The organism is Thermostichus sp. MS-CIW-34, assembly GCF_054060435.1.
The window spans coordinates 1-12,620 of record NZ_JBSSDE010000041.1; the positions used below are offsets into that span (position 1 = coordinate 1).

The following is a 12,620-nucleotide window of genomic DNA, read 5'->3' on the forward strand; positions in this document are numbered from 1 at the left end:
TCAGGACTTGGGTCATGGTTCTATCGTAACTTCCGCATTCCTCCCGACACTGACCCTACGGGTACAGTGCGGGGCTCCTGCGATTTCTAGCTGACCCTAACCAGCGGGCGGTTTCTGCTAGAAACCCATCAGACGAGCAACAGCGGACAGCTCAGGGACAACGCCGGTGTGGATAGGAGCGGATCCCTGGTGGCTGGCCGTGTCCGGATCCTTAAGGCCATTGCCCGTCAGCACGCACACCACCTGTGCTCCAGCAGGCACCTGCTCTCGCCATTTCAGCAATCCTGCCACCGAGGCCGCGCTGGCCGGCTCGCAAAAGATCCCTTCTTCGGATGCCAGGAGACGATAGGCTGCCAGAATCTCCTCGTCGGTGACGCTATCCACCTGACCGCCGCTCACCTGCACTGCCGCCTTGGCCTTCACCCAACTGGCAGGATTGCCGATGCGAATGGCCGTGGCCACCGTCTCTGGGTGTTCCACCACCCGGTTCAACACCATGGGGGCAGCACCGGCAGCCTCGAAGCCGTAGAGACGAGGGCGACGGGTAGCCTTGCCCTGCTGGCGGTACTGGCAAAACCCCATCCAATAAGCCGTGATGTTGCCCGCGTTGCCCACCGGAATACAGAGCCAATCGGGGGCATCCCCCAAAGCATCCACCACCTCGAAGGCGGCGGTTTTCTGCCCTTCCAAGCGGAAGCGGTTGACCGAGTTCACCAGGGCCACCGGGTAGGTTTCCGCCAGCTGCCGCACCATAGCCAGCGCTTGGTCGAAGTTGCCTTGAACGGCGATGATCTCCGCCCCGTACATCAGGGTTTGGGCCAGTTTGCCTTTGGCCACGTAGCCATCGGGGATCAGCACATAGGCCCGCAGACCTCCTTTGGCCGCAAAGGCAGCAGCCGCCGCCGAGGTGTTGCCGGTACTGGCGCAGATCACGGCCTCTGCTCCGGCCTCTTTGGCCTTGGACACCGCCATCGTCATACCCCGATCCTTAAAACTACCGGTGGGGTTGAGGCCCTCCAGCTTCAGGTAAACTTGGCAGTCTCGCCCCAGCCGTTGGCTCAAAGCCGGGGAAGGCACCAGAGGCGTGTTGCCCTCATGTAGCGTGACCACAGGTGTGCTGGCGCTGACGGGGAGCCATTCCCGATAGTGCTGGATCAGGCCGGGCCAAAGCCCCACTTGCGCGCGGGATCCGGCTATACGAGGGGGATGGGTGGGATTCAGGGTCGCCATGCCGCAGAGGACACCGAGGCTAATCAAAGACCGGCTTTCTCACTGTAGCTGTTCGTGGAGGGGTTCGTATCCACCTCCCGCAGCGGCGGCAGAAACATCTTCCTGATCCCCTCTCTTCAGAAGCTGGGGAGCGGAGGAGCTGCAGGTCGCAAGGCCAGAGCCTGCACCAGAGAGCGCAACTTCAGACGAATCTCGGCCAGCTCTTGCTCTGGGTTGGAGTCAGCCACAATCCCGGCACCGGCATACAAGCGGGCCCAATTCCCCCGAATTAGGGCGGAGCGGATCCCCACCACAAACTCGCCATTGCCCTGTAAGTCTACCCAGCCCAAAGGAGCAGCATAGCTGGAGCGATCAAAGGGTTCCAACCGCTCTAGCCACTGCAGCGCCGCCTGTTGGGGATACCCTCCCACCGCTGCCGTCGGGTGGAGCTGGGCCAGCAGATCGAACAGATGTACATCGGCGGGGAGCTCCGCCTCGATCAAGGTTTGCAGATGCTGGATGTTGGCTAGACGGAGCAGCCGCGGTTGCGGGGAAATGCAGGGATCCATTCCCAACCGACTCAGAGCCTCCCGGATCGAGCGCACCACCCACTGGTGTTCGCGGCGGTCTTTGGGGCTGCGGAGCAGCTCCTCGGCCAACTGGCGATCCTGGACAGGGGTGGCGCCGCGGGCGGCGGAGCCGGCTAAGGCATCGATCTGCACCCGGCCTTGCCACACGGAAAGCAAGCGCTCCGGGGTGGCCCCCAAGAAAACCTGGGGAAAGGCCCCCTCTTGGACCAGGGGGAGAGGCCTGGCCGGCAAATTCCCCCGAGCATCTGCCTCCAAGGACTTCGGCCCGCTGACGCCAGCGGCAAAGGCAAAGATGCTGCAATCGGGATGATCTGTTTCCAGGTAGGCCAGCAGGGACGGGATTGACGGCGGGACAGGCAAGTGCAGATCCACGGCTTCGGCCAGCACCACTTTCTCCAGGGATCCCGCCTGAATCACCTGCAGGGCTTTTTGGATGCGCGCCAAGAGGGGGGCTTCCTCCAAGTTCACTGGCACAGGAGCTTGCAATTCCCACGAGGGCAAGGGGGATCGAGAAAGGCGCTCCATTTGGGCAAAAAAGGCGGTGATCTGCCCGGCCAAAGCTGCTAGGTCACTTTCGGGAGCAATTTCCAGATTGAGCCGCGCCACCGCCAGAGATCTCCAGGAGCCTGGTACCTGCAACAGTTGCCAGCGCGGCAGAACCAGCGCCGCCCCCCCATCACTCCTGGGGCTGAAACCAAGGCGACAGAAACACAGGGGGCGTTCCTGCCGGCTGTCTGGGAATCTTCCCACTTCCGAGGGCTCCGTTCTGCCAATGCAAGCGGCATGGACGTGGGGCTGCAGCTCTTCTACAAAGCTCCGTGCCGCCCGCAAGCCCCCTTCTCCCGAGAGATCGACCTGCCGCAGGGATCCCCATCCCAACACCCGCACCCTTTCCCCGTGGGCCTTGTGGGAGAAATAACAGTAGCTCGGGAATCGGTTCGTGGGGAGAGAACCCAGCTTCTGGGCCAGCACCGCCAGCGGATCCAGCTCTGGGATGGGCTGGGACAAGCTGAGGATTTGGGGCACGCCCCGCGCCCGCGCCATCTGTTGGCAGGCGGCTAGGAAGGGATCCCAGTGGCGCCGATTCCCCGTCTCGCCTGTCCAAGCAGAAGTGCGCATCGGCGGCCATGCTCTCGGCCACTCCAGGCACTCAAGCGTACCGTGGGCATTCCGAGGGGAAAGAGAAGAGGTCATGCGAAAGAGCAAAGAGAACGATCCCACCTTGGCCGAAAACAGGACACCTGTCGATGGAGACCGGCAGGAGATGACTTTAGGATAAGAGATTAGGAGAAGAGCCGGCAGCCCGGGCTTTTGGGGGCCAGATCTGAGGAGCTTCTTCACGGACTGCAAAGTTTCTTAGCATCCTGGAGAATGCTTCCTAAGGCGCTCTACCTTACAGAACAGATATAGACAGATCCGGAGACGGGCCCCAGAGCAGGCTTGCTCCCCAAGGAGAATTCGCATGCATCCAGATGTCGGCCAAGTGCAGCCACCAGCAGAGGTCGCATGGAGTGACCCCTCCCGCCGGCAATTGTGGATGGCTGCCCTCAAGCCCCCCATGTACAGTGTGGCGATCATGCCCATCTGGGTGGGATCCGCCATTGCCTACGCCCAGTCAGGGGTACTGGATTTGGGGGTTTTGGGGGTGTTTTGGGGAGCTGCCATCTGCATCTTGGCCTGGGTCAACCTCAGCAACGACGTGTTCGATGCCCAGACAGGGGTGGACAAAAACAAACTCCACTCCCTGGTTAACCTGACGGGCAAGCCGGGGCAGGTGTTTTGGGTGGGGAATGCCTTTTTGGCCCTGGGTCTGCTGGGGATCCTGTGGCTGAGCTGGCGGCAATGGGATCCGACGGTGCTGCTGTTGGTGCTGCTGGCCTGTGGGCTGGGCTATGCCTACCAAGGGCCGCCCCTGCGCCTGGGCTACCAGGGCCTGGGGGAGATCCTCTGCTTTTTCAGCTTTGGGCCGCTGGCGGTCTCGGCTGCCCACTACAGCCAAAGCCAGACCTGGTCGCTGCCGGGGTTGGCAGCCTCACTGGTGGTGGGAATGGCGACCAGCTTGATTTTGTTTTGTTCCCATTTCCATCAAGTGCAGGATGACCTAGCCTGCGGCAAGCGCTCGCCGGTGGCCCGCCTGGGGACTTTGCGCTCGGCCCGCCTCATCCCCTGGCTCTGCGGCAGCCTTTTTGGCCTGATGCTGCTGTTTGTGGGGCTGGGGATCTTTCCAGCTTGGACCCTGCTGAGTTTGGCGGGGATCCCGTTTGCGGTGCGGCTCTCCCGCCTGCTGGGGGCTTACCATGACCAGCCGCAGCGGATTAGCCATTCCAAGTTCATTGCCGTCGGCCTCCACTTTTGGCTGGGGCTGTTTCTGGGGTTGGGGTTCATCCTCAGCCGCTATGGCTGAAGGCTGAAAAGTCGGCTTAAGGCTAGGTGTGCGCGGGATCCCTCCGGTGCAGCCGGCAAAATGGGATAAGCTACAGCCTAGAGTGCTAGCTCAGAGCGTTGGCTCCAAGGGGAGTGGTCAGTTCGGGTCGAGGTGAGGCGGCAGCAAGAATAGGATGGGGCGATTCTTCAATTCCAACCTGGGAGTGGCGCTGTTGGGGAGCAGCATCTTGGCTGCTTTGGTGGGCTGGGCCTTGTCGATCGACATCGAAGAAGTGAAGGTGGAGTCTCCTCCCCCCGACCAGCCCCTCTCGGTCAGCCGCAGGGTAGATATCTTGGGTCGTCGGGGAGGCCATCAGCGGTGGCGACTGATCGCCGAGCAGGTGGATCTGGCAGCCGGGCAACAAGTATTTGAGCAGGGGGCGCACGGCTACTTCTACGGAGAAAGCGCCGACCGACAGGAAGGGGTGCCGGATCCCTTTTTTGATAGCAGCGAGCAGATGACTTGGCGGGCCAAGCGAGCCCGCTACAATGCCACCGCCGACGAGCTGTATTTGGATGGCGAGGTGGAGGTGAGGAGCGACGATGGCAGCTTGCTCTTGACCAGCGCCCTGAGAGTCACCCCCGAAGAACGCATCGAGGTGCCCGCGGAGTTCACCCTCAAAGGCCGGGAAATGGTGTTGCAGGGCCGCTCTGGCTCGTTTAACTTTCAATTTGCCCTTCTCAGCGCTCAGCAGGGCAAGCTGATAGTGTTGCCCCCAAACGGCTCGGCACCCACCTCCACCACCATCACCGCCGACCAGATCACCTACGACCGCACCCAACAAGTGGCTCAGGGGAAAGGGAACCTGCGCATTCGCGAACGTGGCATCGAAATTCGCGCTCCCCAGGGCACCTACCTGCGCCAGCAGGCCCAAAGCATTCTCTCCGGCGGTGTGGTGTTGCAAGAGGTGGCCGGCGACAGCAGCCGGGATCCCTTATTGGCCGATCTGCGCTTGGCCCAGGCCTCTCCCGGCCCGGAGGCGACCCCAGACCAACAGGATCAAGAAGTCACCATCATTGCCGACCGCCTCACGTACGACCGCAACACACAAATTGCCCAAGGGGAAGGCAACCTGGAGATCCGCCAGGGGGAAACCATCATCCAGGCGGCCCAGGGCACCTACCGCCGCCGCGAATCCCAAAGTCTGTTGACGGGAGGAGTTACCCTGGAAGAACCCGGACGGGTGCTCACCTCCGCCCGCCTGGAGGGCAACCACCGCGACAAGATCTTCTTCTTTGAAGAGAACGTCCTTTACCGGCAGATGGCTGCCTCTACCCCCACGCCCGGCGGGGGATCCCTGACAGAGGAGCTGCGCCAAGCCGAAACCGAGGTGCGGGCTGCCCGCCTGGTTTACAACTCCCGCACCGGCACTTCCGAGTTTAGCGATGCCGTCGAGTTCATCCAGCGGGGGCGCAGGGCCAAGGCCAACCAGGCCACCATCACCCCTGAGAAAGTGGAGCTGCGGGGAGAGGTGGTGATCGAGCAGATCGAGGGGGAGTGGCTGGCGCGGCGCTTGCAAAACTCAGAGACCCAGGCGGATGTGGATCAGCCGACGGTGATCTACGCCGACCGGGTGGAGATCGACCAAGCCAGCGGCGATGCCCGCTTCTTCGGCAATGTGGTTATTGTGCAGGCCAACCGCGCCATCGAAGGGGATCGCGCCGATTACTTTGACCGAGAACAAATTTTCAAAATCAGCGCCGAACAGGCTCCTGTGGTGCTCTGCGATCGGGGAGAGGTCGGCCGCCTTCCCGGGGAGAGCACCCAAGCTCTGCCGGGCCGCAACGCGCTGGATCAGATGTGCCGGGGCGCCAATCGCCTCAGTGGCAAGCTGGTTACCCTGAACATAAAACAAGATGAATACACCGTCGAAGGGGACGGGCAACAGCAGGGCATGTTTCAGTTTCGCATCACCGACGCCCTCTGATGGGATCCCCCCTCGGGGAGCCATCTGTGGTTTTTGATCGTCCAGGTTTGGCTGAGGTTGTGATCCGAGGTGATGTCATGACGGCTCCACTCGCCGAGGGCAAACTGCGCAGAACCCCTGCTCAAGCGGGCAGCTTTTGGGGATCCCTGAAATTGGGGGCTGCCTTTTTGGAGTTTTATCTCTTCAAAGAGATGATTCGCCCCTTCTTTCTGGGAGTGGCCGGGGGGACGGTGCTGATGCTGGGCAACCAGCTCTTTATCTACGCCGATCTGCTGGTGAAAAAGGGCGCTCCTCCGCTAACCATTTTGCACATTCTCCTCCTCAATTTGCCCGCCATTTTGGTGGTCACCTTTCCCATTGCCGGCCTCTTTGCCACCTTGCTCACCCTGGGCAAAATGGGAGCCGATAGCGAGATCATCGCCCTGCGCGCTGCCGGGATCCCCTATCGCAAAGTGTTTATCCCCGTGCTCTGTATTGGCCTGCTGATCAGCGGCTTGGCGCTGTTGACCAATGAAGTCATTGTGCCGGAAACCAACCAAAAGGTGAAAACCCTGAATAAAAACCTCATCTTGGCTCAGGATGCCCTTTTGTTTAATCCAGAAGAGATCGTGCGGGTGGATGATGATCTCTGGTTTCATGTCGGATCGATTGACCCGAAGACCGGCTTGATGCAGGATTTGTTGATCCTGGATCGCAAAGCTGAGACCGGCCACCTGCGCTATCCGCAGGTGATCTCCGCTCAAACCGCGCAGCAGGTGGGCCAATCGTGGCAACTGCGAGATGTGGTGATCCGCCGTTATGACGAGCAGGGGCGCACCTACTATGAAGGCCAGGTGGAAGAAATGCAGCTCAACATCGTCAACAAACTGGTGGGCCTGGTGTACGCGGAAAAAGTGCCCCAAGAGCAACGGGCGGGGGAGCTGTGGGAGCAGTGCCAGCGATATCGAGCGGAGCAACGTCCTTCTGCCGATGTGGCTCGCTGCCTGACGGAATACCACCTCAAGTTCGCCATTCCTTTGGCCAGCTTTTTCGCCATCTTGGTGGCTGCCCCCTTGGGCCTGCAAACGGTGCGGCAAACGGGGCGCTACGGCGGCGTGGCGCTAGCGATTGTTCTGGTGTTTATTTACTATGTACTGATGAGCCTGGGACGAGCGATGGGTCGAGTTGAGCACATCGATCCCTGGCTGGCTGCCTGGTTGCCGAATATGATTTTCGGTGGGGTGGGCTTCTCTTTACTGTGGCGGTTTTTACGGTGAAATCCTGCAACTTCCCCCCTGACTTCAGCCCTTGGGCAAAGTGGTTGGCTCTTTGCTGGGGCGGCTCCCTGTGGTTGGGGACGGGGGAGGCCGTCTTCGCCCAGTTGGACCCCCTGCCCACTGTTGGCGTCGGCGGGACGGAGTTCTCTCTGGAGGGCTACCAGCGCTTTCGGTCAGCGCAAACACTTGCTCAGCGCCTGCAACCGGCCCGCCGGGCTTCCAGCCCAGAACCGATGGCTGCCGCCGATGAGGAGCCCATCACCTTGGCCGAGGCGCAATCTTCTCTGCCTGCTACAGCCTTGACTGCGGCAACCCCACCCCCTACGGCCCCGGTTTCAGACTTTGGATCCCCTCCCCTTGCCAACTCTCCTGAAAAGCCCCTCACGCCAGAAGAACTGAACCGACAGCGGCTACAACGGCTGTTGGCCGAAGGGGCAGCAGCCCATGCTCGGCGACAGGCGCAGCAAGCCCAAGCAACACCGGCTCCCCAGCCCGCTTCACCGGCGACGCCCACTGCGGCAGTTCCCACCCTGGACTCCCTTCGGCTTTCCCAGCCCATGACTTCTCAGGCTGAAGCCCTGCAGGTGGAAGAGCAACCCTGGCTGCGCCCCACCAAGGACTCCGTCCCGCTAACGCGATCGGAATCCAATGGCGAAAACCGGGCTACGGCCCAACTGCAAGGTGGAGCCGGTTCAGAGGCAAGGTTAAATCGGATCCCAGCTTCCCCCAAGACCATTCCTCCCCTGATCTCCCAAGCCGGTGGGAGCTTGGATTTGGGCGGTGTTGTGTTGGCAGATGCCGCCCCTGCGTCGGGGCTGACGGGATCCCCCATGGCCACTCAAAGGGGCAGGGAAGCCTTTGTCCCCACTGCGGGCTCACCCCTGGCTCCTCAACTGCTGGAGCAGTTCCCCCTTTTGCGGGATCTGGGCACCGGGGCAGATGCCGTCTCGGCGACAGGGAACGTTAGCCAGGGATCCCAGATTCGCCAGCAACTCTCGGCCACCGCGCAGCGGCAAATCCCCCTCGACCCGGATCAAATCAACGTCAGCGGGGATGTCCTCAGCTACATCGCCGAACAAGACCTGGGCATTGCCGAGGGGAACGCCTTGATCCAACTGGCTGACGGCACCCGCATCACCGGCGACCGGCTGCTGTTTTATCGGCGGGAGCGACGCCTGCGCAGCGAGGGCCCTTTTCGCATGGAGCAGCCCCCTGGCCCCCAAGGGCGCGGGATCCGGCAAATCGAAGGGCGAAATTTGGATCTGGATATCCCCGGTCGCACCGCCCAATTTGAGAGCTCGCTGGTCATTCTGCCGGGGGAGGAGCCGGGCACCAAGGTTTTTGTGCGCAGCCAAGAGACCACCGCCATTTTGGGGGATCAGATCTTTTTCGAGAAAGCCACCGTCACCACCTCGCCAGAGCCGCCCATCACCCACTACGTGCAAGGGGATCGGGTGGAGGTGTTTCCCGATGACCGGGTGATCGTCTACGACGCCCGCGTGTTTGCCGGCGGCGAGCTGACAGAAGCAGGGGATCTGCGGGCGGGCCTGCAGATTGCCTATTTCCCCCTGTTCATCTACAGCCTGCGGGATCACCAGTGGGTGCTGCCGGGGCGCAGCGAGACAGAGGGGGTGTTTGTCAAATCCAGTTGGGCCTACCGCTTCGACGAATACAACTTCGGCGGCCTGCGGCTGGATGCCATCCAGAAAAAAGGGGTGGGCATTGGTTTCTTGCATGACTACATCCTGCCCATCCCGGACAGCGTCAACTACGGGCGAGCCCAGTTTTACTTGGTTACCGAAGCCGACCAACAGCGCTTCTCCAGCCGTTTCCGCATCGACCACAACTTCGACTTTTACGCTGCCAACCTCTTTGGGCAGGAAGGCCAACTGCGGGGGCAGCTCAACCTCAACCTGGACAACACCTACCGTCCTGCCGGCGGACGCAACGACAACGCCGATCTCCGCCTCAACGCCACCTTTCAGGGGGATCTCTCCACCACCACCCTCAACATCAGCCGCACCGGATCCCAGGAGCGGGGCATCTACAGCTTCCCCCTCACCCTCAGCCACACTCAGCGGTACGGGGGCGTGCACTGGCTGCAATCGGATCTCCGCTTGGACTACAACCAGCGGGTGAGCGTCAAAGATGGCCCCGACTTTGCCGATGCGCGGTTGACGCTGGGCACTCAACTGACCCCACCCGGCTGGGGAGGTACCTATCGCCTGGCCTACCGCGCCTACAGCAGTTCCAATGGCGACAACGAGCCGCGTCGCAACTTCGAGCTGGCCTTTAACCCCGACCTCGTTCGCATCACGCCCGATATTGCTCTCAGCAGCGCCCTCACCCTGACTCAAGAGCAACAGCCGGATCAGGAGGTGGGGGCGGGCCTCCACTTTTTCAATCGCTACGAGCTGCGCTCCAGCCTTCAGTTCAACGATATTCAACCGGCTCCCTGGATCACCTTCATGCCGGGTTCTATCGATTACACCCAAGTTCTCTACTCCACTCCCGACCAGGAGTCTACTGTCAGCCTCAACCCTCGCCTCAGCCTCAGACCTGCCGACTGGAATACCATCGACCTGCGCTACAGCCGCACCTTCTACGGCAACAATTCTGTGCCCTTCCAAACCCTCTCCACCAGCCCTAAAGATGTGGATCGCATCAATGCCAACATCAGCTTCTTTACGCCCCGCGATCCCCTACCCGATGTGCCCCCAGGCTACATTGCCTTTGAAGATGACCTGCCCGGCGAGCTGCCGATAGCCCTGACCTTCCCCGACGATACCCCGGAGGATTTGGCAGCGATTGCCTCCCGCAACTTGCAGGAGCTGCAGGCAGAGGTGAGAAACTTGGTGCGCCTGGACACCAGCTTTGGCTACGACTTCGTTGCCCAGAAGTGGGACACCCTCAACGCCAACTTCACCTGGAACACCGCTCCCGATCTGTTCAACATTCAGTTGCAGACGGCCTACGACCTCAACGAAGGGCAGTTGCAACCGATCCGTCTGGAATATCGGGGGCGCAGCAGCACCACGTTTAACCGGGATCAACGCTCCGGCCTGGATGTGTATGAGCCGGGGATCAGCTATGCGCTGCAGGCGGTTTACGATCCCCGGTTGGGCCAGATCTCTACCTATGGCCTGGAGCTGGATGCCACTCTCGGCACGCAGTGGCAAAACCACTGGCGGCTGCGCCTGGGCCTGACGGAAGCAGGGATCCGCCGGGTGGAAGTTCGCCGTGACCTGCGGGATTTTGAGCTGCGCTTTGCCTACGATCCGGTGGCAGAGTCACTGCGCTTGGAAGGGATCCTGGTGGCTTTCCCCAGTCGCCCGGTGGGCCTCACCCAAGAGCGGGGAGATTTTCAACTGACCTCTCCCATCACCTCCCCTATCGGCACCTTTCTGCTCCGCGACGCCGAAGCGACCGGCTGGGATGGCCTCAGGCCCTGATCCCCGCTTCTCCAGGAACCGCCGCCGGCAGGATCCCTGCCAACAGTTGCGGCGGGTTAGGTGATGACGTCTGGCTGCTGCCGACCGGTGCGGGCGCGAATCTGGGCAAGGTGATCGGCCAGTTGAATCTGTTCGGCCAAGGCCGCTTGGGGCTCCAGGCCATGTCGGGCCGGATCCAGCTCCAATCGCTCCAGGTACACCCGCAGGGTGGCTCCGTGGGTGCCGGTTCCCGAAAGCCGGTAGATGATGCGGGAGCCATTTTCAAAGCCGATGCGGATCCCTTGGTGGCTGGTGGTGCTGCCGTCTACGGGATCGGTGTAGCTGAAGTCATCGGCATAAGCCACTGTGTGGGATCCCAAGCGCTGGCCCACCCACCCAGGCAGGGAGCGTTGCAAGTCTGCCATCAGCGCCTCGGCCACCTCCACCGGCAGTCCCTCGTAGTCGTGACGGGAGTAGACGTTGCGCCCATAGGTGCGCCAGTGCTCTTCCACGATCTGCCGCACCGGCTGCCGTCGAACGGCCAAAATGTTCAGCCAAAACAGGACGGCCCAGAGCCCGTCTTTTTCCCGGATGTGGTGAGATCCGGTGCCGAAGCTCTCTTCCCCGCAGAGGGTGACCTTGCCGGCATCCAGCAGGTTGCCGAAGAATTTCCAGCCGGTGGGGGTCTCGTAGCAAGGGATCCCCAGCTTGGCCGCCACCCGATCCGCCGCCTGGCTGGTGGGCATGGAGCGGGCAATTCCCGCCAGACCTTCTCGGTAGCCGGGTACCAGGTGGGCATTGGCAGCCAAGACTGCCAAGCTGTCGCTGGGGGTCACGTAAAATTGGCGGCCCAGGATCAGATTGCGATCCCCATCCCCATCGGAAGCGGCCCCAAAGTCCGGCCCATCTTCCCGAAACAACAGTTCCACCAATGAGCGGGCATGCACCAGGTTGGGATCCGGGTGTCCGCCGCCAAAATCCGGCAGGGGCTGCCCGTTGAGCACACTGCCCTCTGGTGCTCCCAGGGATCCCTGGAAAATGGCGTGGGCATAGGGGCCGGTGACGGCGTGCATGGCGTCGAAGGCAATGCGGATCCCAGAGGCCAGGTAGTCGCGGATGGCCTCGAAATCGAACAGACGCTGCATCAGGCTCAAATAATCGGCCACCGGGTCGATGACGGACACCGTGAGGGACCCCAGCCGTTGCTCGCCCAAGCGATCCAGATCGACATCGGGAGCTTCCAGGATGCGGTACTCCCGGATCTGCTGGGTGCGGGCGTAAATGGCCTCAGTCACCTTCTCCGGGGCAGGGCCACCGTTGCCGATGTTGTACTTGATGCCGAAATCCCCCTGGGGGCCGCCGGGGTTGTGGCTGGCAGAGAAGATGATCCCCCCGTAGGCGCCGTACTTGCGGATGAGACAGGAAACCGCCGGCGTGGAGAGGATCCCTCCCTGCCCCACCAACACCCGCCCAATGCCGTTGGCCGCCGCCATCTTGAGCAGGATCTGAATGGCCTCGCGGTTGTAGTAGCGGCCATCTCCCCCCACCACCAGGGTTTGGCCGGCGGATCCCTCTAGGACATCAAAAATGGATTGGACGAAGTTTTCCAGGTAGTGGGGCTGCTGAAACACCGATACCGGCTTGCGCAGGCCAGAGGTGCCGGGTCTCTGGCCAGGGAAGGGCGTCGTGGGAACGATGCGCAGGCTCATAGGCTGCCGGAAAAGCTGCTTGCTCCTCTACTATCTCATCGTTGGGCCTCTCGTTTGGGCTGAGCAGAGTTCT

At 61.8% G+C, this 12,620-nt stretch carries 7 protein-coding genes; 4 read left to right on the forward strand and 3 right to left on the reverse strand.

All coding sequences use genetic code 11. From position 1 onward, the window contains the following. Window positions 1–117: 117 nt before the first annotated feature. Together thrC and ACVWYY_RS12200 are read right to left on the reverse strand one after the other, a co-directional pair. A complete protein-coding gene (gene thrC / locus ACVWYY_RS12195) occupies window positions 118–1,230 on the reverse strand; it encodes a threonine synthase (RefSeq protein WP_414407018.1) in 1,113 nt (370 codons plus the stop codon). A gap of 116 nt (window positions 1,231–1,346) precedes the next feature. Next, entirely contained in the window at window positions 1,347–2,918 is a 1,572-nt protein-coding gene (locus tag ACVWYY_RS12200; protein ID WP_457403262.1) for an isochorismate synthase, read from the reverse strand. Window positions 2,919–3,261: 343 nt separating this feature from the next. Here ACVWYY_RS12200 and menA point away from each other — a divergent pair, with 343 nt between their 5' ends. The 4 genes from menA to ACVWYY_RS12220 all read left to right on the forward strand — a co-directional run bounded on the left by menA (window position 3,262) and on the right by ACVWYY_RS12220 (window position 10,859). Further along, window positions 3,262–4,203 carry a 2-carboxy-1,4-naphthoquinone phytyltransferase gene (gene menA / locus ACVWYY_RS12205; protein ID WP_457403264.1) on the forward strand — a complete coding sequence of 314 codons (942 nt, stop codon included), beginning with the start codon at window positions 3,262–3,264 and terminating at the stop codon, window positions 4,201–4,203. A gap of 154 nt (window positions 4,204–4,357) precedes the next feature. Continuing rightward, a complete protein-coding gene (locus tag ACVWYY_RS12210; RefSeq protein ID WP_457403265.1) occupies window positions 4,358–6,151 on the forward strand; it encodes an LptA/OstA family protein in 1,794 nt (597 codons plus the stop codon). Window positions 6,152–6,228: 77 nt separating this feature from the next. Further along, the gene (locus tag ACVWYY_RS12215) at window positions 6,229–7,407 is read left to right on the forward strand and encodes an LptF/LptG family permease (RefSeq protein WP_457440696.1); all 1,179 of its coding nucleotides are present in this window, start codon (window positions 6,229–6,231) and stop codon (window positions 7,405–7,407) included. Beyond that, entirely contained in the window at window positions 7,389–10,859 is a 3,471-nt protein-coding gene (locus ACVWYY_RS12220) for a hypothetical protein (RefSeq protein ID WP_457440698.1), read from the forward strand. Before ACVWYY_RS12215 ends, ACVWYY_RS12220 begins: the two co-directional genes overlap by 19 nt. 56 nt (window positions 10,860–10,915) lie before the next feature. Here the strand turns inward: ACVWYY_RS12220 and ACVWYY_RS12225 are convergent, their stop codons facing one another. Beyond that, complete coding sequence (locus ACVWYY_RS12225; RefSeq protein ID WP_457403267.1) at window positions 10,916–12,547, reverse strand: alpha-D-glucose phosphate-specific phosphoglucomutase; 1,632 nt, start codon at window positions 12,545–12,547, stop codon at window positions 10,916–10,918. Window positions 12,548–12,620 lie beyond the last annotated feature (73 nt).